The sequence below is a fragment of the Dysgonomonas sp. UBA7710 genome (assembly GCF_002482385.1).
Classification (GTDB): domain Bacteria; phylum Bacteroidota; class Bacteroidia; order Bacteroidales; family Dysgonomonadaceae; genus Dysgonomonas.
In genome coordinates, this window is the sequence record NZ_DLFW01000035.1 from 39,997 (window position 1) to 64,602 (window position 24,606).

The following is a 24,606-nucleotide window of genomic DNA, read 5'->3' on the forward strand; positions in this document are numbered from 1 at the left end:
GTTGTGCGTATAGATTAATAAATCCTTTTTCAGCATTCTTTTAAGGTCGTGAATCACTTATCACAAATTTATATTCTATATCTCAAATAAGATGATGAGAGGTGTTAAATTATAATTCAATTAATATTTATTATATGTTAGATACATATTTTCACAAATATTTATCACTCTTATGATATTCAATCAAGCCTTTGATGGGATTCTCTATTATTATATCTATGTGAATATTCAGTTCGTCGGCTATCTCTCTGATGATGCCGGCGTACATATTGGCAATAGTGCCTACCAGCCTGACTGGATACTGGGTGTAATCGTATTGCAGGATATTTCGTTCGAAGAAGGAGCGTAAGTTGCGATATACCAGATTTTCCACATAAGGGTTATCCATATGATCGTGTAAAAAGTAAGACATGACGGATAGCAGTTTGTTTGGGAAGGGTTTTGTATATACATAGTCTATTATCTCGTCGGGGGTGATCTTATATTTTTCGTAGAATAATTCCGCTAGCATTGCAGGAGCAAGGCCTTTCAGACAATCGGCAACGAATGTTTTTCCCATCGAAGCGCCGCTACCTTCGTCGCCGAGAATATATCCAAGCGATTTGATATTTTTTATTATGTCAGTCCCGTCATAGAAACATGAGTTAGATCCTGTTCCTAATATACAGGCTATTCCGGCCTTATCCTGAAATAATGCCCTTGCCGATCCCAAAAGGTCACTTTCTATCACGGCAGGAGTTCTGAATTGCGCCTCAAACGAAGCTTTTACTATACCCTTTTTTTCGGGGGAAGAGCAACCCGCGCCATAAAAATAAATGGTATTAAACTTTGCTCTGAAAAATATTTGTGGAAGCTGTATTCGAATTAGGCGGCTAATCTCTTTCCGTGACTGAAAAAAGGGATTAATACCATCCGACAGGAAATGGGCTGCTATGCCTTCCCTGTCTACCAAACACCATTCGGTTTTTGTAGAGCCACTTTCTGCGATTAAGATCACAAGTCCGTTAATTTATTTTCTGCAAAGATATAAAAAATAGATATGCGGTTTAACTCTTTCTGTCCCTAACTATTTTATATCCCTTCAACTTATAAAATAGGAACGATGTATGTGAAAAAAATAATAGAGTGTTGACCATCCTTTTAAAATAATGATTTTTAATAAATAAGTCGGAATTGTCCTAAATTATCACACAAATAAACACTATTATTAATAATGTGTAAACTTAGATTTATTGGATTCAAATTGATAAGTTAATTTAGAAAAGTATCTTACATTTGCGAAAAGATATATTAATTATTTACTTAAAACATCCACTATGAAACCTTTATTGTTTACACTATTCCTGCTTTTACCGCTGACTTTTTTTGCTCAAAATAAACTTGCATATGTCAATGTTGACGAAGTTTTCTCCAAAATGCCGGAATTAAAAGATGTGGAGACAAAACTATCAACAAAGAACGAGGCGGTAAAAAAGAGCCTGACCGCTATGCAAACCGAATACAATCAGATGCTCGAAAGGTATGGAAAAACACCTACCGATAGTATAACTCAGGCAATTGCTGAAGACAGACAAAAACAAATGATGGATTTTCAGGAGAGATATCGTGTGTTTTCAAACAATAGCCAACAGGAATTGGAAAAAGAACAGCAAACCCTTCTGGCTCCATTGCAACAAAAATTGATGAAAGCAATAAAGGATGTTGGAGAAGAGAATGGTTATACCTATATCCTCAATTCGAGCACTTTGCTTCATGTCGGTGCAGATGCTAAAGACGCCAACGGGCAGGTGAAAGCCAAATTGGGAATCACAAATTGAAGTTGTTCGTATCGAACGATTAATTATTTATTTACAAACAGAAGAAAGGCTTCGTATATTTCATCCGAAGCCTTTCTTATATTTATATAATATCTGCCTTATCAGATATTATCCATATTTCTTTTCACAAAGTTATTCAATGCTTCACCTTTGAGCATACCGTTTGACAAGAGTGCGAGGTCTATCAGTTGACGGATATTTGTGCTCTCGGTAGCATATAAGCCTACAGCTTCCTTGTCTTTGCCATCAATGTCACCCATGATTTTTTTGATAAGCGGATGTTCTATATTCAGTACCAGATTGTAGCTGTTAGGCATCTCTCCATAAAATCCCATTCCGGTTTGCATAGCCGACATTTCTTTCATCCGGCGCATAAATTCGTTTTGAGTTATCTGTATCGGCTGAGCCTTTTCATCCAAAGCTTTATAATCCACGATAAATTCAGTTTTCTCTATCTTTGGAAGCTGGGATGTGAAGGCTTCATTCAACTCTTCTTTTTGCTTGTCGGTCAGATTTACTTCTTTGCTGTCTTCTTTTTGGATAAGGTTGTCGATAGTATCGGCATCTACCCTGACAAATTTACTTTTTTCGAATTTTTGTTCCAGCATCCCGGCCATATGTACATCGAGTTGCCCGTCGAAGAGAATTACATCGTAGCCTTTGTCTTTAGCCGTATTGATATAAGAATATTGTTCGTCTTTATTACTTGCATATAAATATATAAGGTTACCGTCTTTATCTGTTTGGTTAGATGAGATCAATGTCTTATATTCTTCGAATGTAAATGCTTTCGCATCCGTATTTTTTAACAGGCAGATTTTCTGTGCCCGTTCATAGAATTTATCGTCAGTGAGCATGCCATATTCTATGAATATTTTCAGACTATCCCATTTTTCTTCAAACCGGGAACGGTCGTTCTTGAATATTTCTTCCAGACGGTCGGCTACTTTTTTTGTAATATGATTCGATATTTTCTTCACATTCTGGTCACTTTGCAGATAAGAACGTGAAACGTTGAGCGGAATATCCGGAGAGTCGAGAACCCCGTGCATCAATGTGAGAAACTCCGGAACAATACCTTCTACTGAATCGGTAACGAATACCTGATTGCTATAAAGTTGAATCTTGTTGCGGTTCATATCCACATTGCTCTTTATTTGCGGGAAATAAAGCACACCTGTCAGTTTGAACGGGTAGTCTACATTCAGGTGTATCCAGAACATCGGTTCGTCAGAAAATGGATAAAGTTCCTGATAGAATTTCTTATAATCCTCGTCTTTCAGATCTGCAGGTTTGCGTGTCCAAAGCGGATTGGTATCATTTATTACATTGTCTTCTTCTGTTTCGACTGATTTTCCGTCTTTCCATTCGGTTTTTTTTCCGAATACAATCGGTACAGGCAGGAAGCGACAGTATTTTTTGAGTAATTTATCAACCTCTCCCTGTTCAAGAAAATTCTTGTTTTCGTCATCTATATATAATATTATGTCTGTACCCCGTTCGGCCTTTTCTGCCGCTTCTATAGTATATTCCGGAGAACCGTCACAGCTCCATTTAACAGCTTCTGCACCTTCTTTGAATGATTTGGTGATAATCTCCACTTTCTTAGATACCATGAAAGATGAATAGAATCCAAGGCCAAAATGACCGATTATGGAATTGGCATCTTTCTTATATTTATCAAGGAATTCATTTGCCGAAGAGAATGCAATCTGATTTATATACTTATCTATCTCTTCATTTGTCATACCAATACCGTTGTCGGATATTGTAAGTGTCCCGTTATCCTTATCTATTTTAATTTTTACTGAAAGGTTTCCCAGTTCACCTTTGAATTCTCCCAAAGAAGCATATGTTTTTAACTTTTGGGAGGCATCTACCGCATTAGAAACTAGTTCACGAAGAAAAATTTCATGATCGCTATATAAAAATTTCTTTATAATTGGGAAGATATTCTCAGTTGTAACCCCAATTTTACCATTTTGTTGCATGTTATTAATATTTTAATTCGTATATTTGTTTTTGTAGTATAGGGAGACAAAATAAGTGCCAAATATATTCGTTGTGACATTTTGTCGGAGGCCTAAAAGTATTATTTATATACATTTTTAGTTAATAGAAATTATTTATAATACATATATTCTCTTAGATTATTTTTTAGATTTCTGGTTATCAAAGAATTAAAAATAAAAAAATCAACAATTAACATTTTTATTTAACAAATAAACTAATATTTAACTAAAATGAGAAAAAGTATTTACCTTTGTTTTAACAACAGGAAAATATGAAATACCTGCTGCAACTATAAAATAAATTAAACTATATTTCGCCAACTTAATACTTATATACGATGGCAACACTAGATAAGAATAATAAAGGTTTTGAAGATAAGTTGATAGACTTACAAAACAATATGATGAATTTTGCGCTAACCCTTACATCAAATAGAGAAGAAGCTAAAGATCTGTTGCAGGAAACAACTCTGAGAGCTTTGGATAACAGGGAGAAGTATTACGAAAATGTTAATTTCAAAGGCTGGGTGTTTACTATTATGCATAATATATTTGTAAACAACTATCGCCGTGTGGTTCGCAGCCAGACAATGATCGATCAAACAGAGAATTTATACCATCTGAATATGCCTCAGGATTCCGGATTCGATACACCGGAAGGTGCGTACACTGTATCTGAAATATCCAGAGTAATAAACAGCTTTTCAGATGAATATAAAGTTCCTTTCTCAATGCATGTTACAGGATTTAAATACGAAGAAATAGCTCAACAGTTAAGCCTGCCCATAGGTACTGTAAAGAGCCGTATTTTCTTCGCCAGAAAACGCCTTCAGGAATTATTAGCTGACTATAAATTCCAGGACAGAGAATAATATTATTCCTACTTTGATTATACAGCCTGCAAAATATTTGCAGGCTTTTTTTATATTTTAGCTTCCCATTTCAGAGGGCTGGACAAACTCTATATAATCGAAAATATGTCGAAAGATTATTTACTCTATTCTGCGCAATAATCATATTCCAAGACCGTTTCCCATCCGTTCTTAACGTATCTGGGATCAACCGAAAATTCAGCAGCGCCGATATCCAGATCATCTGAACACGGGATTCTGTAATGTCCCCATGCACAACGTTTCGATGATTTTGTCGCGGGATTATAACTTGTCCATGTACCAAGAAACTGGTTGTTGCAATAGCCGTCGGCATCGGACATCAGATCGTCGTACAAAAGATTTCCGTCTTCATCTATATACCAGTATGTAACCAGTTTACCCGAAAATATACCACTGTATTTTTGCTCCTTATTTTCGCTAAAAGAAAAATCGGCCATAATATAACCTTGGCTAACGGGTGCCGCTTCCGCTTCCTCGTCTGTATCCTCGTCTATATTTTTGTATTCCCTGATGCCTGTGATTCTTATTGTGCCTTCGAAATCGCAAGTATTGGTTTTTACTTTCGAATTGCCTTTCACTCGGTAAGTATTTGCCGAGGCACGCTCTATCTCTGTGAAATAGATATGCAAGCGTTGAAAGTCATTCCCGATATATCCGAGATAACACGTCTGACTATCGAGCAACAAGGGAGAAAAATCAAGATCGTCAAGAAAATCCGGTTCCGGAGAAACGGTTTCCGCTTCCAATATAAAATCCTTTATCCATTCGTCAGCACTGCAATTGGTCTGTGCATGCACAGACAGCGCTATACTCATCAAAAATACACACAAGACCTTTTTCATTTATATAAGATTTTTTTTAGTTCCTCGTCAGTCAGGTTTTCTCCCGCTTCATTGAATGCTAGCCTGAATGTACATCCTGCTTTCCATTCCGAACAGCCATAGGCCGTTTTTCCTCTCAATATCGTCCCTTTTTTACATAGAGGACAAAGAAGAGGCTGTTGTACGGCTTCTGTTTGGGCGGCTTTCTCCGCTTTCTCCTTTTTGGCTCTCGGTTTTCGTTCCGAAGCAGACTTTTTCTCTTTTGGTGCTTTTTGTTTCGGCTTCTCCGCGTCTTCTTTCACTGCCGCTTCTATTGTTATCCGGCTGCCCCAGTCACTTTTTACATTGGTTACTATCTCGGTAAGCATCTGTTTCAGTTCTTCAATAAACTGGCGCGGGTCGTATTCACTCTTCTCTATCTGGCGGAGTTTCTTTTCCCATAGTCCGGTAAGTTCAGCCGATTTCAATAACTCTTCTTTAATCGTGCCTATCAGTTCCACCCCTGTTTGTGTAGCATAGAGGTTTTTCCGTTCCTTACGGATATAGTTGCGTTTGAATAATGTTTCTATTATAGCGGCACGTGTCGACGGACGTCCGATGCCGTTCTCTTTCAGGGTATCACGCAGTTCATCATCTTCTACCAGCTTACCCGCGGTTTCCATCGCCCGCAGCAGGGTTGCTTCGGTATAATACTTAGGCGGCTGTGTCCACTTTTCGTTCAGTGCAGGCTCATGCGGGCCTTTTTCCCCTTTTACGAACGGAGGAAGTATATTATCATCTTCCTTGTCTGTTTCCTCTTCTTCCTGATTCGGGTTATTCGGACTATTGGCAGGTCTTTCGAATACCACACGCCATCCGGGTTCGAGTATTTGCTTGCCTGTTACTTTAAATTCCACTTTGGCAGCTTCGCCCAATACAGTAGTGGTTGAAATCTTACAATTCGGGTAAAATGCCGCAATAAACCGGCGGGTGATAAGATCGTACACTTTGCGCTCCTCGGCCGATATAGCGTTTGCCCTTACTCCTGTGGGGATAATGGCATGGTGGTCGGTCACTTTACTGTTATCGAATACTTTTTTCGACTTTGGTATTTTCGGCAATGACAATACAGGATTAACCAACCCTTCATACCCTGCTAAGCCTCTCAATATAGCGGGTACTTTCGGATACATATCGTCGCTCAGGTAAGTAGTATCTACGCGGGGATAGGTGGTTAGTTTCTTTTCGTACAGCGATTGTATGGTTTTCAATGTATCTTCGGCCGAAAAGGCGAATTTCTTATTGCATTCCACCTGCAAAGCTGTGAGGTCGAACAGGCGGGGGGCCAGTTCTTCTCCATTCTTTGTGGTAACGTCCGTTACTTCAAATTCAGACAGCTTTATTTCTTCAAGGAACTTTTCCCCTTCTTCTTTCGAAGTAAAACGTCCTTTTGTCGCCGAAAATATTGTTTCCCTGTAAACAGTTTTCAGTTCCCAATACGGTTCGGGTTTGAAGTTTTCTATTTCAAGCTGACGGTTTACAATCAGTGCGAGGGTAGGAGTTTGTACCCTTCCTATAGATAATACGGAACGATTTTGTCCGTATTTTACCGTATATAGCCGTGTTGCATTCATACCCAGCAACCAGTCGCCGATAGCCCGGGACAATCCGGCTTCATAAAGTTTATCGAATGCGTTCTGATCTTTTAGATTATTGAACCCTTCGCGGATAGAGTCTTCTGTCAGTGAAGATATCCACAAACGCTTTACCGGAGCTTTATTCTGCGCTTTCTGCATCACCCATCGCTGGATAAGTTCTCCTTCTTGCCCGGCATCACCGCAGTTAATTACTTCATCCGCTTCAGACATTAGTTTTTCTATTACTGCGAACTGCTTTTTCACTCCTTCGTTCTCGATAAGCCTGATGCCAAAACGGGGAGGAATCATCGGTAACAAATCCAGAGACCATTGTTTCCATTGGGGGGCATATTCGTGCGGTTCTTTGAGCGTGCAGAAATGCCCGAACGTCCATGTCACCTGATAGCCGTTGCCCTCAAAATATCCATCCCTACGGGCATTTGCCCCCAGTATTCCGGCTATTTCACGTGCTACGCTTGGTTTTTCGGCTATGCAGACTTTCATATAAATTATTAATTAGCAAATTTGAAGATTAGTATATTAGCAAATGAATCGATTAAATATCCCTTGTCATGCTGAGTGGAGCGAAGCATCTCGTCAGTTAGCTGTCAGGAGTATTCTCACGCACATTTTATTCATAACTTATAATCCATAATTTTATTTACATTTTTTAACTGTATATAGTTAAAAAGTAACAAAAGTAACAGTTTTTACAGTTAGCAGTCATCAGTTAATAACTCGTATCTCATATAACTTTCAACTTACTATCCATTACTTGAAATTCATTACTTGTTAAAACTTGACAAACTTGACACTTTTTTACTATATTTTTATTTGTCAGTTTCTCTTATTACTATAACTCAATACTTGCAAGAAGTATCAGCTAATAGCTAAAGGCTACCGCTAATATATAGATAAAGTTTAATAACTTTCGTTATCATTCGGGAAATCGGTAGACTTCACATCCTTGATATATCCCTGCACGGCCTCAGTCATTACTGTATGCAGGTCGGCATAACGGCGTAAGAATTTGGGTGAGAAATTTTTATTGATACCGAGCATATCGTGTACGACAAGCACCTGTCCATCCGCATGCGGACCGGCGCCAATACCGATAGTTGGTATTGTTAGTTGCGAGCTTACAGTCTTTGTTAATTCAGCAGGTATCTTCTCCAATACCATACCAAAACAACCTACTTCCTGAAGCAGGAGTGCATCTTTTATCAGCTTGTCTGCTTCTGCACTATCTTTAGCACGGACATTGTATGTGCCGTATTTATTGATAGACTGCGGCATCAGGCCCAGATGCCCCATTACGGGGATGCCTGCGTCTATAATCTTCTTTATGTCGGGTATCACTTCTTCACCTCCTTCGATTTTCAAGGCATCTGCCCCTGTCTCTTTCATCATACGGATAGCGTATTCCAGCGATTTGAGCGGATTACCCGATACTGTACCGAAAGGCATATCTACGATTACCAAAGCACGTTTTGCGCCATTCATCACCGAACGTCCATGGTATATCATCTGATCGAGGGTCATAGGTAAAGTGGTAATGTTACCCACCATAACATTGGATGCTGAGTCGCCGACGAGAATAACATCCAGTCCGGCCTGGTCCAGAATAGATGCCATAGAGTAATCGTAGGCTGTAAGCATTGAGATCTTTTCACCACGCTGTTTCATTTCTATCAGGCGGCGTGTTGTAACCTTGCGGTTATCCTCTGTGTATGTAGACATGTCTTTTGTTATTTTAATTAATAAAAATCAGGGCAAAGTTATAAAATAAATATAAGAATGAACTTAAAAAAAGCCTTGCCAATGGTGTAAGCGGGAAAGTTCATTGTTTACTAAAACCTGATTTCGTGCTTTTGTCCTGAAATATCAGACTTTTAGAGAAACGTCTCCCATCTCCAAAGAGATCTTTTGGTTAAAGCCTGAAGAGCTTTTGTCTTGTAGCCTCGTCCCGCCTGCTCGCGCAGACGTCCCGTCTGTATGTTTCGTAGCAAACATTTTGCCTTGTCAACAAGACACGACTGGAAGTCCGCGCCAGCGGGGATTATTATAGTATAAAATTATTGGATTCTTTTACACATAATAACTATCCTCAGTTATGCCTGAAACATTCGCTCATATCTGCCGCGCCCTTCCGGGCTTGTCCATTCTTTTGGCATTGCCCAAAAGGGACACAAGCAATCTCTGATTGCGCGTAGTAGAAAACAATAGAACTGATTAATTCAACTACTGATTCGTATAACTTATTGGCTTGTATCTTGTATTGACTAAATATTACAGAACCTTATTTCTTTACCTGATAACCTGCTTCAGCAGCATATTCCATCTGAGCCGTAGCTAAATCCTGGAATGATTTTGAATACTCATCCACTTTGGCCTGATATGTTTCCTGCAACTTAGTAACATCTTCTATTGCGGATTCCTGAGTCAAGGTAGCAAAACCCTTTCCGGCTTCTACAACTCCTCTAAGGCTTTCGTATGTTTTCAACGCGGCTTCTTTAAATTTGTCACCGCCTTTGGGTATATCCAAAGCTTTCACAATTGTTATCTCTGTGTCTATTTTAGCCAGAGCGCTGTCGGTCTTGGCTGCAATAGCTGCGAAGTTTCCATTGCTGACAGCGTTGCTCAGATCACTGTCGTAAGAAACGCTTATTTCTGTGATTGTGGCATTTGCTTTGGTTATCGTATTATTAAATTTCACCGGGTCAGGACCACAAGAGGTCAGAACAAGTAATACAGCCAAAAAAGAAAATAAGATTTTTTTCATACCGGGTTAAGCTATAGTAGTTTTTTTATGACTTTCGGTAAAAATAAATAAAATAGCCGGAAAAACAACGAGTTAAGATGTTAAAGCCTTTTTCTTCGCCAGAAAATCTTTTATGCCTCCGATATGCTCTCTTACTTTTTTATCAGAAAATTCAAATACTTTGGTCACGAGGCCGTCAAGAAAATCACGGTCATGGGAAACTAATATAACTGTACCGTCATAATCTGACAATGCATTTTTCAAAACCTCTTTTGTCTTCAGGTCGAGATGGTTGGTTGGCTCATCGAGAATAAGGAGGTTGACGGGTTCAAGTAATAATTTTATCATAGCCAATCTTGTGCGTTCTCCTCCCGAAAGTACTTTGACTTTTTTCTCGGAGTCGTCTCTGTTGAACATAAACGCGCCTAATATATTGCGTATCTGTGTGCGGATATCCCCCTCGGCAACCCTGTCGATAGTTTCAAAAACGGTGAGGTCTTCATCCAATAGGTCAGCTTGGTTCTGAGCAAAGTATCCGACTTCCACATTGTGTCCCAGCATAATATTGCCTCCATATGGCGTTTCGCCCATTACGCATTTTACAAATGTCGATTTACCTTCTCCGTTCTTTCCTGCCAGAGCTATCTTTTCGCCTCGTTCTATCATCAGGTTGGCATTTTCGAATACCAGATAATCATCATATTTCTTTGTTACCATATCCACTGTCAGCGGATAGTTTCCCGAACGGGTAGCCGGCTGAAAACGGATGCGTATCTGTGACTTATCTTCTTCGTCTATTTCTACCCGCTCCATTTTTTCCAATTGGCGGATACGGCTTTGCACCAATACTGCTTTGGCTGCCTGTGCACGGAAGCGTTCGATAAATTCTTCTATTTCGGCAATTTGCTTTTGTTGGGCTTCCCATGCATGTATTTGTTGCAGGCGGCGTTCCTGACGGAGTTCCACATATTTAGAATAATTGACTTTATAGTCGTAAATACGTCCCATAGTAAGTTCTATCGTACGCGTGGTAACAGCATCAATAAATGCCCTGTCGTGAGAAATGAGTACTACAGCTTTGGCCTGAGTATTGATAAACTCTTCGAGCCACCCGATAGACTCTATATCAAGATGGTTGGTAGGCTCATCAAGAAGCATTACATCAGGATTCCGTAATAGAAGTTTGGCCAGTTCGATACGCATACGCCATCCGCCACTGAATTCACTTGTCATACGGTCCAGGTCGGTACGCTTAAAGCCAAGTCCGAGCAATGCCTTTTCCACTTCCCCTTCGAAACTGATACCCTCTACCATTGCCAGACGTTCATGTGCATGGGTAAAGTCGTCTATCAGTTTGGCATAATCATCTGATTCGTAGTCGGTACGGGTTTCCAATTGCCTGTTCATATCTTCTATGTCGGCCTGCAAATCGAAAATATGGGAGAATGCCAAAGAGGCTTCTTCTCTTACCGTACGCTCGTCGGTAATTTTCATAACCTGAGGTAAATATCCTACTGTTACACCGTCAGGTCCTGTTACCGAGCCTTTATAATGAGTATTCACTCCGGCCAGTATTTTGAGCATCGTACTTTTTCCTGCTCCGTTTTTACCGACTAAAGCAATTTTATCTTTATCGTTTATTATATAGCTGATATTATCAAATAATACTCTGTCGCCTAATTCTACCTTTAAACTGTCTACAATTAACATCTAAATTTACCTTTTTATTTTTTAGAGCTGCAAAGGTAGGAAAAAGAAACAAACAATTAGTGACAGACAGATATAGCAGGAGAAATATTTATCATTGCTGCAAAATCATTATATATTATTAGAGAATTTACATTATTCATAAAAATAAAAACAGAATACTTAAAATATTTTTCTGTTTCATCCGTCTAAATAAATAGGTGATTTAACATTTGAAACGATACGAAGATGAGTGGTTATAAAGACAAAAAGGACGACAATAAAGCAGACAAAAAGAAAAAACTGAAAACGAAGCCTTCCGAAAATACAGACAGTCCGTATGTAAAACTGGCTATAGCTCTGGAAGAACTATGTTCCGATGATTTTGAATTTGAAGAAGATGATGCATAAAACCGATCTGACTCTTTCTTTTTCATTATAAGATTCATATATTTGTTTCTGTTGCATTTGTATCAATATCTACATTCATGCATAAAAAAGAAACAGCTAAAAAAATACAGACAGGTATTATGTGCGGATCATTCAATCCTTTACATATGGGGCATGTTATGATAGCCAATTATATGTATGCTTTCGGGAATCTGGATGAAGTATGGCTGATAGTCACTCCCCGTTGCCCCTCTGATAAGAATACCGAGATGGCAGATGCTGCAATACGATTGGATATCTTAATGCGTTTTTGTCTCCGGGATCAACGCATACGGCCTTGTGATATAGAGTTTCGTCTGTCCCCGCCCTATTATACGATAAATACAATAATTGCGCTGAAAGAGCTGCATCCCGAACGTGAATTTGTTTTATTATTAGGTGAAGATAATTGGTCGAACTTTCATTATTGGTATCGGAGTGAGCAGATAAGAAAAGAAGTGCCTATATTGATTTATCCAAGAAAAGATAGTAAAGCTGGTGACAATCTACCCGAAAATGTACGAAAAGTAAATGCTCCGCTGATTGAAATATCTTCTACCTTTATAAGAAATGCAATAAAGGAAAATAAAGATATCCGCAGTTTTCTGCCAGTTGGAGAATATGAATATTTAATTGAGAATAAGATTTATAATAAATAAAGAACAGGATGCTGACATCATATCAGCATCCTGTAATATATCTGTATCTTTATAATCCAATCAGGACAATGCTGCTATGGCCGATCCTATAAGGTTGGCATTCTTCATCTTGCTGATATGAACATGTACATCGCTAAGATTAAATTCGATCAACAGCTTACGAAGTTCTTCCGATACCAGGTCTTTGTAGTTCTTTCCTTTACGGTCTTCACTCCAGAAAAGGCTTCCTTCAGCTACCAGATGGATTTTCTTTATCGATTTGTCATGTGATACAAGTACCATCACCAATCCGGCAAGCGATGCAGCTACCAGTTGAGCCGAACGTTTATATATCCAGCGGGATACATCTACATATCTTTTCTTATGGATATCAGGGTAATTCATGATGTTGGTCAGTTTCTGAGCATCAAATCTTTCTTCAAATTCATCACAAGGAAAAACCGATTTCAGGATTTCACCCAGATACATGCCCGAAACGGCTTTTTCGAACCGTTGTGCTCCTTTACTGTCCGAACAGGCATCCACTTTATCATCTATAACAGTTAGATGCGGCGGATAGAAGTTACCCGATTCCAGATTTACAGGAATCAGTCCTTCACCTTTATAATCGGGATTCAGTTTTTTGATTTTATCAGGACGGATAAATGTAGCCATATTTGTTCCTGTACCTACTATCAATCCGATATAAGCATCGTAGCTGCTATCGGTAAGTCCTGCAAAAAGACTGGCTACAGTATCGTTTATGACTTTTACTTCGGTAAACTTATCTCCGTTCTCTTTGTTCAGATAATCACGAAGTGGCTGACCTACAGGTTTGCCCAACATCTCTTTGATATCCACCCCCTTTGTCCAACGGATAAGGGAAGCATCTCCATTGAGCATCGATTCTGCCGGATAAGAGAAGCAATAACCGATTGGCATCTTTCCTTCCATTTTTATTTCGCCGATTGGATCAGCTTGCTCTTTGAACAGATCAGCTTCTGTGAAGCCCGGTGTTTTCATTACGGACAAGTCTTTTTTCCATCCGTTCTCGGGATGTATAGATGCCTTTCCGTCAATAAAATCAATTGTGGCAACACGATAATTGGTTCCTCCTAAGTCGAGTACCAGCGCCGAACCTTCTATTCCCGATGTTTTGGGATTGATATAAGTAGGAATACATTGTATTTCGGTATTGTCTTTTCCTAAGCCGTTTTCTACTTTGGTTTGGAGCGATTGGGCAATTTCTTTCAATTGCTTTGTTTTCAGTTTAAAGATGTTTTTCTTCATAGGGTATATTTATCGTTAAAATAGGCGGATTAAATCGTTCTACAAAAGTATAAATCTATCTTGAATATTGATCATTTATATAAACATATTGGCAAATGAATAACTATTTTTATTACGATTTAACACCGAACTTACTGTTTTTTTATGTAAAAAAGAAATCTATTGCTATATTTTTTATATCGTAATGTATTGATTTAAAAAATATTGCTATATTTGTGAAGACCTATTAATCACAAGATACACATTCCGGCACATATATTTAAAACCTTAAAATATTCGACTACCAACATGGAAAAGAAAGGTGTTAACAGAAGAGATTTCCTCCGGCTTTCGGCAACGGTGGGTGCAGGTGCCCTGATTGTTCCCGGAACCACAGCGTCTACATTAAGTAAAACCTCACAGGTTAAAATGGACGAGATACCCGTGCGCACATTAGGCCGTACAGGCATTAAACTACCGATTCTGAGTATGGGTGTCATGCGTGCCGACAATCCGAATGTAGTGAGAGCTGCTTATAATTCGGGCATTTTCCATTTCGACACCGCGCACGGTTATCAGAACGGACGGAACGAAGAAATGCTTGGCAATTTCTTCGAAGGGAAACCGCGCGAAAGCTATTTTCTGGGGACAAAAGTTAAATTCGATTATCCTTTGAAAGACGATTTTGAACAAGACCTTTATGCTAAGATAGAATTGAGCCTCAAGCGCCTCAAAATGGAATATGTTGATATCTTTTATGCTCATGCTTACAGCAATGTAGAAGAAGTTTTGGACGAAAGGATAATTGCAGCTCTCAGTAAAATAAAAGAAGACGGCAAAGCGCGTTTTATAGGTTTTTCTACTCACGCACATAAACCGGAATTAATAGATGCAGCCATAAAGGCGGGAATATATGATGTGTTACTCATCAGTTATAATTTTAAGTTGAATAATCTGAAAGAAACACAAGACGCTGTCAAACGTGCCGCCGAAGCGGGTATCGGCATTGTAGCCATGAAGACGATGACCGGAGGTGTGGAAGACGCCAGGGGAAAGAAAAAAATAAACGCGCAGGCATGTTTGAAATGGGCATGGCAGAATGAACATATTACGACGGCAATCCCGGGATTTTCCAATTATGATGAATTCGACGAATGTCTGGCCGCAGCGCAAAGTCCGCAACTGACATCGGGCGAACAGGAATATCTGGCGGCCCTATGCGATAAGGAAATGATGTTTTGCCAGCAGTGTAATAAATGTGTGGCGCAATGCTCCGAGCATCTTCCTATTCCCGATATTATGCGTGCGTATATGTACACCTACGGATATAAATATTCACAACTATCGAAAGAGACGCTTACAGAGTTAAATCTGGCGGAAAATATATGCTCAGGTTGTAACTCATGTGCTGTAGACTGCCCATCGGGTTTCAATGTAGCGCAAAAGATAGCGGCGATTACTCCTGTGATGCGTGTGCCCAACGAATTCTTAACCTAATTATATTAGACAATATATGAAAATATTTAAGTATACTATTATCCTCTTTTACTGTGCGCTATATTCCCTTTCGGCTCAGACACCTGCCGAGTTGAAATCGTGGCTTCCTGCAATCGATGGTTGGACAATTTCGGATAAAGTTGAAGTTTTCAGTCCCGAAAACCTGTTCGACCGTATAAACGGTGCGGCACCTTTATATATAGAGAACAATTTCAGGGAAATGACACAGATGGAATACACCAGGGGGGATGACTATATCTCCATACAGGCATACCGTCATGCAAGTCCTGAAGATGCTTTCGGTATGTATGCTTCGGAACGTTCGTCTGAACTGACATTTTTCCCTATCGGGGGAGAGGCGCAGGGGGATGACTCCGGTATTTTCTTTTTTGCAGGCAATATATATGTAAAAATGTGGAGCAGTGCACAGGAAAACGTTTCGGAAACGATGAGAGCGATAGCAACACATTTGGCCGGAAGTATTGATGCAACAGCAGATTATCCCCCTGTTGTAAATGCTTTCCCTAAAGAAGATATGATCCCGTATACAGAGGCATATGTTACAGCCAATTATATAGGCCATACTTTTCTCAATATGGTTTATACAGCTAAATACAAGATAGATAACAAAACGTTTCAGGTTTTTGTTGTCGATGCTAAGTCGGTAGATGGAGCAAAAGATATTTTGAATAAATATTTCACCTTTACAAAACAACCTTTAGACTTTGCAGAAGGAAATCTAATAATAAAGGACCGTTATAATGGAGACATACCTGCTATCTGGAAAGGACGGTATATAATAGGTATATTTTCCGAAAACGGAGATAAGATAGTTGGAACCGATAGTATTCTGGAAAAGGTAGCCGGAGCACTTTAAATATGAAATACAGTTAACAGTCACAGAATAAAGGCTTAATGAAAAACTTCATTGAGCTTTTATATTTTCAGATAAAACCTTTTATGTAAATTCTGTTTACCAATGTGAATAAAAACTAAAATTGCATTTTGTAATTAAACCTTTTCAATTACTTGCTGTCACATTTTCCAAGAGCAGAATTTAGAGGTCCGAAATAAAGAGTGTTTTTATTAAGCAATGGGCATAAGCAAAATTCATTTTGATTATGTCATTGTGAAAAAACGACAGATGAAATTGAATACTTACTATGAATAAAAAAACGAAAATAGCACTTATCATTATCATTGTGCTGCTTATTGCCGGAATGGCATTTTATTCTAAAATAAAGGAAATCGTATCGCCTGAAGAAAAAATAACCGCTACTATACAAGACAATAGTCCGGGGGGCAACAGGGTACGAAATACTTTGAATGTAAACGCGATGATACTGAAGCCCGATAACCTGACGGAAACGATTCGGGAAAAAGGGCTGCTGATACCCGACGAGGAGGTAGATCTGTCGTTTGAAACTTCCGGGAAAATCACGGAAATACATTTTAACGAAGGCTCTAATGTCCGGAAAGGGCAATTGCTGGCTAAAGTAAACGACAAGCCATTACAGGCTGAACTAAAAAAACTGAAAGCGCAGATTCCTTTGGCACAAGACCGTGTATTCCGTCAAAAAGCCCTGCTGGCTAAAGATGCAGTGAGTCAGGAAGCATATGAGTCTGTAAATACGGAACTGGATAAGCTGATGGCTGATATCGAACTTACCGAATCGCGAATTGCGCAAACCGAACTGCGTGCTCCATTCGATGGTATTGTTGGTTTACGTCTGGTCAGTGAAGGTACATACGCCTCTCCTTCGACGATTGTGACGCGCCTGACTAAAATATCACCACTGAAAGTCGAGTTTTCAGTGGGTGAAGCCTATGTAAACAATATAAAAGCCGGAACCCCTATTACTTTTACATTCGACAACGATCTGAGTACATACGGGGCTACCGTGTACGCAGTGGAGTCGAATCTCGACAGAGTTACGCTGACGCTAAAAGCCCGTGCCTTATATCCCAATGTCGGAGGGCGTCTCAAACCCGGCTTATCTACAAACGTAGAAATAAGATTACAGGAAATAAAGAATACTATTGTTGTGCCCAGTTTGTCAACTATTGCGGAAATGGGGCGTGATATAGCATATGTGTACAAAGGCGGAAAAGCCCATCAGGTGACATTGAAAAAAGGAATGCGTACAGCCGCTTCGGTGCAGATACTCAATGGCTTGAATGTAGGCGATACTTTACTTGTTACGGGGGTGATGCAGTTGCGTGACGGATTACCTGTGACAATAGATAATTTTGTGGACAATAATTAATCGGCAAATTTGAGAATTAGCAGATATATAAATGGTGCAAAGCAACAGATACAGGAACATATAAATAATCTGCTAATTTGCTAATTGAATTTAAAATATGACAATATCCGAAATAAGTATCAAACGCCCCGTACTGGCAACAGTATTTGTACTGGTCATCTTCCTCTTGGGGATGATTGGGTACACATATCTGGGCGTACGTGAATATCCTAATATAGACAATCCCATTATCTCGGTTAACGTTACCTATCCCGGAGCGAATGCCGAAATTATAGAGAATCAGATAACTGAACCGCTGGAACAGAATATAAACGGTATTCCGGGTATCAGGTCGCTGACCAGTAGCAGTAGTCAGGGCTCGTGTCGTATTACAGTAGAATTTGAACTTACGGTGGATTTGGAAACGGCGGCTAACGATGTGCGTGACAAAGTATCACGTGCACAGCGTTATCTGCCCCGCGATTGTGATCCGCCTACCGTATCGAAAGCAGATGCCGATGCGAACCCGATTATTCAGATCAGTATCCAGAGTGAAAAACGTTCATTACTGGAACTCAGTGAAATCGCTGAACTTACAGTAAAAGAACGTTTGCAGACAATACCAAATGTGAGTGCCGTGGAAATATGGGGGCAAAACCGTTATTCGATGCGTCTTTGGCTCGATCCTGTAAAGATGGCTGCGTATGGTATTACTCCTATGGATGTAAAAAATGCCGTAGACCGCGAAAACGTGGAATTACCTTCGGGAAGTATAGAGGGCGATGCCCTGGAGCTTACTATCCGTACACTGGGTTTGATGCAGACACCGGAAGAGTTTAATAACATGATTATCAAGGAAGATAATTTTAATGTGGTGCGCTTCAAGGATGTGGGTACTGCCGAACTGGGAACGGAAGATCAGCGCAGCCTCATGCGCCGCAATGGGGTACCGGCTGTGAGCACCGTCATCATACCTCAACCGGGTGCAAATCAGATAGAAATATCTGACGAAGCAATGGTACGTCTCGAACAACTGAAAAAAGACTTGCCTGAAGATGTATTTATCGATGTGGCTTTTGATAATACTAAATTTATACGCGCGTCGATAGCCGAAGTGGAAGAAACCGTATATATCGCTTTTGCCCTTGTGGTTATCATTATCTTCCTCTTTCTGCGCGACTGGCGTGTGACCCTTGTACCATGCGTGGTGATACCCGTATCGCTGGTAGGTGCATTTTTCGTTATGTATATAGCCGGATTTTCCATCAATGTACTATCCATGCTTGCCGTAGTGCTTGCCGTGGGGCTGGTGGTTGACGATGCTATTGTGGTCACGGAGAACATATATCTGAAAATAGAAGAAGGAATGTCCCCTAAAGAGGCCGGGATAGAAGGCTCGAAGGAAATATTCTTTGCTGTGATATCTACGACTATTAGTGTTGTAGCCGTGTTTTTTCCTATCGTATTCCTTGAAGGAATGACAGGGCGGCTTTTCCGTGAATTTAGCTTCGTAATTGCTGGGGCCGTGCTGATTTCAGCATTCGTAGCCCTGACATTTACCCCGATGCTCTCTACCAAATTGTTGAAGAAAGAGGACAAGCCTAATTGGTTTTATCGGAAGACCGAACCGTTTTTCAACGGGTTGATGAACGGATACCATAATGCCCTGCATAAGTTTCTGAGCATCAAAGTTATCATATGGCCTATTATTATCATTACATTGGTGTCAATTGTATATCTGATGAAGGTCATCCCTTCCGAAATGGCTCCTTTGGAAGACCGTTCACAAATAACAATCAGAACCAGCGGGCCGGAAGGCTCTACTTATGAATATATGAGAAACTATACGGAAAAAATAGCTACTATAGCCGATTCCGTAGCACCCGAAAGACTTATAAATACGATGCGTGTATGGACCGGAGGGGGTAACGTGAACCTCAACCTGTCCGGTATCAAAGACAGGGACAGGAGCCAGATGGAAATAGCTGACGAACTCTCCAAAGCTGTAAGGAAGGAAACGGGTGCCCGTACCTTTGTTCAGCAGCAATCTACATTCGGAGGCCGGCGTTCCAGTATGCCTATACAATATGTGCTGCAGGCGCCTAATATTGCCAAACTGGAAGAATTTATCCCTGTATTTATGCAGAAGGTGCAGGAAAGTCCTTTATTCCAAATGGCCGATGTAAACCTCAAATTCACGAAACCCGAAACGCGGATAATCATCGACCGTAATAAAGCTGCCGTATTGGGTGTCAGCACGAGAGATATCGGGCAAACACTCCAGTATGCGCTCAGCGGGCAGCGTATGGGCTATTTCTATATGAATGGAAAACAATACCAGATACTCGGCGAGATAAACCGCCAGCAACGGAATACACCGGTTGATTTGAAATCGATATACCTCAAAAACCTTACGGGCAGTATGATTCAGTTGGGCAATCTGGTAAAATTGGAAGAAAGCGTGGCTCCTCCGCAGCTTTATCGTTACAATCGATTCAACTCGGCCACAATATCCGCCGGACTCTCTCCGGGTGTGACTATAGGTGCCGGACTCAACGAAATGGACCGCATAGCCAAAGAAACACTCGATGATACTTTCCGTACAGCATTGGCCGGAGACTCGAAAGATTTCAGGGAAAGCTCATCCAGTCTGATGTTTGCATTTGTATTGGCTATATTGCTAATATTCCTTATTCTGGCGGCGCAGTTCGAAAGTTTTAAGGACCCGTTTGTTATCATGCTTACAGTTCCGCTGGCTATTGCCGGGGCGCTGCTGTTTATGTATATAAAAGACATATCGATGAATATTTTCAGCCAGATCGGGATCATCATGCTTATTGGTCTGGTAGCCAAAAATGGTATTCTTATCGTTGAGTTTGCTAACCAGCGGCAGGAAGCCGGTATGAGCAAACTGGAAGCTATACAGGGAGCATCTGTGCAGCGTCTCCGTCCGATCCTTATGACTAGTTTTTGTACTGTGCTGGGGCTGTTGCCTCTTGTATTTGCAAGTGCTGAAGGTGCAAACGGGCGTATGGCGATGGGAGTGGCTGTTATCGGCGGGATGTTGGTATCTACGTTGCTAACCATATTTATTGTGCCTGCCATGTATTTGTATATTTCGACAGACAGGGGAAAGAAGAAAGAAAAAGAAGACGCAAAGATTGCTCTTAATGGTTAATGTATTATATTACAATTGTATATGAAAAAATATTTATCTGCTATATTACTGCTATTTATATTGCCTGCTGTATCTGAAGCCCAGAATATATATGATCTGAACAGGTGTATACAGGAGGGGTTGATGAATAACTATGATATCCGTATATCAAGAAATAATCAGGAAGTATCCGATAATAATATGACTATCGGTAATGCCGGATATTTACCCACGGTAGATCTTACAAGCGGCTACTCGGGTACATCGAACAATGTAAAGCAGAAACTGGAGTCGGGAGAGTCGAATACAAACAACGGAGTGAATAATCAGAATCTCAACGCGGGTATAAACCTTAACTGGACTATCTTTGACGGATTTAATATACAGACAAATTACAACCGTCTGAAAGAGTTACAGCAAGTGGGCAAACTTGATACACAGCTCACTATCGAAACTTTTATCGCAGACATTACCTCCGAGTATTATAATTATATACAGCAAACCATCCGCCTGAAAAACCTGAAATCGGCAGTAAAACTATCGAAAGAACGCTTGCGGATAGTAGAAGCCCGTTACGAAATAGGAGCAGGCTCACGGTTGGATATGCAACAGGCGCGTGTAGACTTCAACAGTGACAGTTCTCAGCTTATCAAGCAATATGAGGTGCTATACACATCCCGTGTATTGCTGAATAAATTGATGGCTCAGGAAAAGATAGACCAGATGATAGAGACCAAAGATTCAGTCATTATATACAACGAGTTTCTCGATCAGAACGATATAATGCAGGGTATGCTTTCGAACAATACATTCCTGCTGCTATCCGACAAAAATAAGAAACTAAGTGTATTGGATTTGAAGACTGCCCGGAGCGAGAATTATCCATATCTGAAGTTCAACGCCGGGTATGGGATTACAAAGAATATTTACAATACGGGAACCATTGATAATCAGCGGATATTAGGCCTTAATTATGGATTTACTGTAGGGCTTAACTTATTCAGTGGTTTCAACCGCAAGAGAAAGCAGCGAAATGCCAAAATCGAAATAGAAAACAGGCAATTGGAATACGAACAAACGACCCTTTCACTGAAGGCTGATCTGGCTAATATGTGGATGGCTTACCGTAACAATATAGAGTTGACCAATCTGGAAAAGGAGAATGTAGAAACCGCCCGTGAGAACCACGAGATAGCAATAGAACGCTATAAGCTTGGAGACTTGTCCGGGATAGAACTCCGGGAGGCGCAAAACAGTTTGCTGGAAGCTGAAGAACGTTTGGTTCAGGCTGAATTCAATACGAAACTGTGTGAAATTTCCCTGATGCAAATCAGTGGTCAGGTTTTGAAGTATATGGATTCTGGTAATTGACCTTAAATTTGAGCGCTTTAGAATAGATAGGGTTTGCGAATGTGCAGATCATTGTTTTTCGGTCAGATATTTCCAAAAACGCTTTGGCATATGCTGACGTTGCAGTTTCAGGTTGATCCGTTCTTTTATTGTCATTGATTTGAAGTATCCTTTCCATAATTCCTGAAACATCTTCTCATCTTCTGCCATTAAGTTTTCATCCAGTTTGCCGCTTAACAGATGTTCGTCATTATCGAGAGTCATTTCCACTACTGTGTGCAGATCGTAGTAAAAACCATATCTGCGTTTCAGATCGTAAATAACCCATTTCTGGTCCGAAAAACGGTCTCTGAAATGTTCTATCGCCAGAGGCAGTGCATTATGACGGGGCGATATAGCAGAGAAGAAAATATCGTCAGCTGCCTTCTGAAAGCGTACGAATTGTTTTATATACAATTGTTCATGAGAGACCTTTCTGGCCAGTTGATGCAGTTTGAGGACATCCTCATCCCCAAAATTGGTTTCGATTGATATTTTACTGTCAAATGATTTTCGGATAAACCGGAACAGTAGTTCGTCACTTCCTTCTTCTTCCGATAACCAGGCATATGTGACCATATTCTGCGCTCCTTTACTCAGTTTATTTTGCAGGGAAGTCCATACGCGGGTAGCTTTATCTTCCTGAGTGGTTATGGTATGACAGTCTTCCGTAAACATAGGTGCAATCTCTCCTTCACCTAATAGTCTGTCGGGAAAAGTTTTCCGGCTATAGGCGTCGAAGATTGCGGTAAGCAAACCTTCAAATGTTTTATCGTAAAAAAAAACGAGCAATTTTTTAATTAAGAATTAAGATTGTTAGTATGATCCTAATCCGGAAAAAGAATTGACAACTGTTTATCATCTATTTTCTTTTTCTTCGGTTCTGTAAGGATTTTGCGAATATATTCCGGTGTCGCTTCATTGACAGTGTACATTGGCAGTTCATTGCATGTAATAAAATATTGTGCCTTCTTCATTACCACACCTATCTTTTTCAGTTGCGATGCATTTATCCGGCCATGCCTGCGCGACATCACGATAAATTGCGCGGACTTTACGCCGATACCCGGCACACGCAGAATCATTGCATAATCCGCCTTATTTATATCTATCGGGAATGCTTCGGGATGCCGGAGCGCCCAAGACAGTTTAGGATCGATTTCTAAGTCGAGGTCGGGATAAGCATCATCTACAATTTCATCGGCACGGTATTGATAAAACCGCATAAGCCAGTCGGCCTGATAGAGACGGTTTTCTCTCACCAGGGGAGCCTGTTTCAGGGCAGGTAAACGGCTGTCGTAGCTATTCACCGGAATGAACCCCGAATAATAAACCCTCCGCATCTGCGTCTGCTGATAGAGGATGGACGATACACGCAGAATGTCCTTATCCTTTTCGTTTGTGGCACCCACAATCATCTGTGTGCTTTGTCCTGCCGGAACAAAACGGGGTGCAGAACGGAATTTGCGACGGTCTTCAATACTTTGCTGCATACCTATTTGTATATAACGCATCGGTTTATATACGCTACGGTGGTCTTTTTCGGGAGCCAGCAGTTTCAGGTTTGCTTCGGTGGGTATTTCCAGATTCACACTCATACGATCGGCATAAAGCCCGGCTTCACTTATCAGCTCCTGGCTTGCTCCGGGGATACTTTTCATATGTATGTACCCGTTGAAGCGGTGTACTGTGCGCAGGTCTTTGACCACCCGCACCATACGCTCCATTGTATAGTCGGGATTATTGATGACGCCCGAACTAAGGAAAAGCCCCTCTATATAATTGCGACGGTAGAATTCGATGGTGAGTTCCACCAATTCCTGTACGGTAAACGTTGCCCGGCGAATGTCGTTTGTCCTGCGGTTTATGCAGTATGCACAATCATAGATACAAAAGTTTGTAAGCATGATTTTGAGCAGGGAAACACATCGTCCATCTTCTGTAAAACTATGACAAATACCCATTCCGCCAACAGTATTTCCCAGCCCGCCCGCTTTGTTTTTGCGGACAGTGCCACTGGAAGAACAGGAAACATCGTACTTCGCCGATTCTGCCAATACTTTTAGTTTTTCGAGTACATTATCATTCATCTTATTACAAAGAAAAGCATTTAAGATGACAGATTTGTATCAAATAATATTAAAAATTAATGTGATGTTGAAAAGTAAACAGGCTTATATTATTGTCATTATTTTATCTATGCGGATCAACTGTTAAATAATAAAAGTAGTTATACCCGCAAAAGCGTAAAAGACAGTTTTATCAATATTTTATAAGAATAATATTTACCTTTTTGACAGATGAAAGTTCAATAATTGTGGAAATTTATCAGATTTAAACCTTAAAAGTTTATCTTTGTGACTTCAAAAATTTAA

General features: G+C 40.2%; 19 protein-coding genes. 9 read left to right on the top strand and 10 right to left on the bottom strand.

The genetic code is table 11. The features are described 5' to 3' along the window. Positions 1–151: 151 nt before the first annotated feature. Positions 152–997, bottom strand: coding sequence for a hypothetical protein (locus B3317_RS10645; RefSeq protein WP_291111301.1), 846 nt, complete (start codon positions 995–997; stop codon positions 152–154). A gap of 319 nt (positions 998–1,316) precedes the next feature. Here B3317_RS10645 and B3317_RS10650 point away from each other — a divergent pair, with 319 nt between their 5' ends. Then, the gene (locus B3317_RS10650; RefSeq protein ID WP_291111303.1) at positions 1,317–1,817 is read left to right on the top strand and encodes an OmpH family outer membrane protein; all 501 of its coding nucleotides are present in this window, start codon (positions 1,317–1,319) and stop codon (positions 1,815–1,817) included. Between the two features lie 101 nt (positions 1,818–1,918). Here B3317_RS10650 and htpG read toward each other — a convergent pair whose 3' ends face one another. Continuing rightward, positions 1,919–3,808: a molecular chaperone HtpG gene (gene htpG / locus B3317_RS10655; protein WP_291111305.1), complete on the bottom strand. Its 1,890-nt coding sequence runs from the start codon at positions 3,806–3,808 to the stop codon at positions 1,919–1,921. Positions 3,809–4,167: 359 nt separating this feature from the next. Here htpG and B3317_RS10660 point away from each other — a divergent pair, with 359 nt between their 5' ends. Beyond that, complete coding sequence (locus B3317_RS10660; protein ID WP_006799307.1) at positions 4,168–4,701, top strand: RNA polymerase sigma factor; 534 nt, start codon at positions 4,168–4,170, stop codon at positions 4,699–4,701. Positions 4,702–4,826: 125 nt separating this feature from the next. Here B3317_RS10660 and B3317_RS10665 read toward each other — a convergent pair whose 3' ends face one another. From B3317_RS10665 to B3317_RS10685, 5 genes are all read right to left on the bottom strand, one after another. Beyond that, complete coding sequence (locus tag B3317_RS10665) at positions 4,827–5,564, bottom strand: hypothetical protein (RefSeq protein WP_291111309.1); 738 nt, start codon at positions 5,562–5,564, stop codon at positions 4,827–4,829. Next, positions 5,561–7,663: a DNA topoisomerase 3 gene (locus tag B3317_RS10670; protein ID WP_291111311.1), complete on the bottom strand. Its 2,103-nt coding sequence runs from the start codon at positions 7,661–7,663 to the stop codon at positions 5,561–5,563. The genes B3317_RS10665 and B3317_RS10670 overlap by 4 nt, the downstream gene beginning before the upstream one ends. 417 nt (positions 7,664–8,080) lie before the next feature. Next, entirely contained in the window at positions 8,081–8,899 is an 819-nt protein-coding gene (gene panB / locus B3317_RS10675) for a 3-methyl-2-oxobutanoate hydroxymethyltransferase (RefSeq protein WP_291111313.1), read from the bottom strand. Positions 8,900–9,458: 559 nt separating this feature from the next. After that, entirely contained in the window at positions 9,459–9,941 is a 483-nt protein-coding gene (locus B3317_RS10680; protein ID WP_291111315.1) for a hypothetical protein, read from the bottom strand. Between the two features lie 72 nt (positions 9,942–10,013). Continuing rightward, positions 10,014–11,630 (bottom strand): ABC-F family ATP-binding cassette domain-containing protein, encoded by a 1,617-nt coding sequence (locus tag B3317_RS10685; protein WP_291111317.1) that lies wholly within the window; start codon positions 11,628–11,630, stop codon positions 10,014–10,016. A 225-nt stretch (positions 11,631–11,855) separates the two neighbouring features. On the opposite strand from B3317_RS10685, the gene B3317_RS10690 reads away from it, so the two are divergent. After that, a complete protein-coding gene (locus tag B3317_RS10690; RefSeq protein WP_291111319.1) occupies positions 11,856–12,017 on the top strand; it encodes a hypothetical protein in 162 nt (53 codons plus the stop codon). Between the two features lie 77 nt (positions 12,018–12,094). Further along, positions 12,095–12,694: a nicotinate (nicotinamide) nucleotide adenylyltransferase gene (gene nadD / locus B3317_RS10695; RefSeq protein WP_291111321.1), complete on the top strand. Its 600-nt coding sequence runs from the start codon at positions 12,095–12,097 to the stop codon at positions 12,692–12,694. A gap of 60 nt (positions 12,695–12,754) precedes the next feature. Here the strand turns inward: nadD and B3317_RS10700 are convergent, their stop codons facing one another. Further along, complete coding sequence (locus tag B3317_RS10700) at positions 12,755–13,963, bottom strand: hexokinase family protein (RefSeq protein WP_291111323.1); 1,209 nt, start codon at positions 13,961–13,963, stop codon at positions 12,755–12,757. A gap of 288 nt (positions 13,964–14,251) precedes the next feature. Here B3317_RS10700 and B3317_RS10705 point away from each other — a divergent pair, with 288 nt between their 5' ends. The 5 genes from B3317_RS10705 (at position 14,252) to B3317_RS10725 (ending at position 22,213) form a co-directional block, all read left to right on the top strand. Then, entirely contained in the window at positions 14,252–15,439 is a 1,188-nt protein-coding gene (locus B3317_RS10705) for an aldo/keto reductase (RefSeq protein WP_291111325.1), read from the top strand. A gap of 16 nt (positions 15,440–15,455) precedes the next feature. After that, the gene (locus B3317_RS10710) at positions 15,456–16,316 is read left to right on the top strand and encodes a DUF6599 family protein (RefSeq protein WP_291111327.1); all 861 of its coding nucleotides are present in this window, start codon (positions 15,456–15,458) and stop codon (positions 16,314–16,316) included. A gap of 286 nt (positions 16,317–16,602) precedes the next feature. After that, positions 16,603–17,706 (top strand): efflux RND transporter periplasmic adaptor subunit, encoded by a 1,104-nt coding sequence (locus B3317_RS10715; RefSeq protein WP_291111329.1) that lies wholly within the window; start codon positions 16,603–16,605, stop codon positions 17,704–17,706. Positions 17,707–17,803: 97 nt separating this feature from the next. Continuing rightward, positions 17,804–20,863: an efflux RND transporter permease subunit gene (locus B3317_RS10720; protein WP_291111331.1), complete on the top strand. Its 3,060-nt coding sequence runs from the start codon at positions 17,804–17,806 to the stop codon at positions 20,861–20,863. A 21-nt stretch (positions 20,864–20,884) separates the two neighbouring features. Beyond that, positions 20,885–22,213, top strand: a complete 1,329-nt coding sequence (locus B3317_RS10725) for a TolC family protein (RefSeq protein ID WP_291111333.1) — start codon at positions 20,885–20,887, stop codon at positions 22,211–22,213. Between the two features lie 48 nt (positions 22,214–22,261). On the opposite strand, the gene B3317_RS10730 is transcribed toward B3317_RS10725, so the two are convergent. Both B3317_RS10730 and B3317_RS10735 read right to left on the bottom strand, forming a co-directional pair. Beyond that, positions 22,262–23,023 (bottom strand): TIGR03915 family putative DNA repair protein, encoded by a 762-nt coding sequence (locus tag B3317_RS10730; RefSeq protein ID WP_291111335.1) that lies wholly within the window; start codon positions 23,021–23,023, stop codon positions 22,262–22,264. Positions 23,024–23,058: 35 nt separating this feature from the next. Further along, positions 23,059–24,321, bottom strand: a complete 1,263-nt coding sequence (locus tag B3317_RS10735; RefSeq protein ID WP_291111337.1) for a putative DNA modification/repair radical SAM protein — start codon at positions 24,319–24,321, stop codon at positions 23,059–23,061. Between the last annotated feature and the right edge of the window lie 285 nt (positions 24,322–24,606).

Coding starts and splice junctions, on each gene's coding strand:
- B3317_RS10650 (WP_291111303.1), top strand. CDS start 1,317: ATGAAACCTTTATTGTTTACACTATTCCTGCTTTTACCGCTGACTTTT.
- htpG (WP_291111305.1), bottom strand. CDS start 3,808: ATGCAACAAAATGGTAAAATTGGGGTTACAACTGAGAATATCTTCCCA.
- B3317_RS10660 (WP_006799307.1), top strand. CDS start 4,168: ATGGCAACACTAGATAAGAATAATAAAGGTTTTGAAGATAAGTTGATA.
- B3317_RS10665 (WP_291111309.1), bottom strand. CDS start 5,564: ATGAAAAAGGTCTTGTGTGTATTTTTGATGAGTATAGCGCTGTCTGTG.
- B3317_RS10670 (WP_291111311.1), bottom strand. CDS start 7,663: ATGAAAGTCTGCATAGCCGAAAAACCAAGCGTAGCACGTGAAATAGCC.
- panB (WP_291111313.1), bottom strand. CDS start 8,899: ATGTCTACATACACAGAGGATAACCGCAAGGTTACAACACGCCGCCTG.
- B3317_RS10680 (WP_291111315.1), bottom strand. CDS start 9,941: ATGAAAAAAATCTTATTTTCTTTTTTGGCTGTATTACTTGTTCTGACC.
- B3317_RS10685 (WP_291111317.1), bottom strand. CDS start 11,630: ATGTTAATTGTAGACAGTTTAAAGGTAGAATTAGGCGACAGAGTATTA.
- B3317_RS10690 (WP_291111319.1), top strand. CDS start 11,856: ATGAGTGGTTATAAAGACAAAAAGGACGACAATAAAGCAGACAAAAAG.
- nadD (WP_291111321.1), top strand. CDS start 12,095: ATGCATAAAAAAGAAACAGCTAAAAAAATACAGACAGGTATTATGTGC.
- B3317_RS10700 (WP_291111323.1), bottom strand. CDS start 13,963: ATGAAGAAAAACATCTTTAAACTGAAAACAAAGCAATTGAAAGAAATT.
- B3317_RS10705 (WP_291111325.1), top strand. CDS start 14,252: ATGGAAAAGAAAGGTGTTAACAGAAGAGATTTCCTCCGGCTTTCGGCA.
- B3317_RS10710 (WP_291111327.1), top strand. CDS start 15,456: ATGAAAATATTTAAGTATACTATTATCCTCTTTTACTGTGCGCTATAT.
- B3317_RS10715 (WP_291111329.1), top strand. CDS start 16,603: ATGAATAAAAAAACGAAAATAGCACTTATCATTATCATTGTGCTGCTT.
- B3317_RS10720 (WP_291111331.1), top strand. CDS start 17,804: ATGACAATATCCGAAATAAGTATCAAACGCCCCGTACTGGCAACAGTA.
- B3317_RS10725 (WP_291111333.1), top strand. CDS start 20,885: ATGAAAAAATATTTATCTGCTATATTACTGCTATTTATATTGCCTGCT.
- B3317_RS10735 (WP_291111337.1), bottom strand. CDS start 24,321: ATGAATGATAATGTACTCGAAAAACTAAAAGTATTGGCAGAATCGGCG.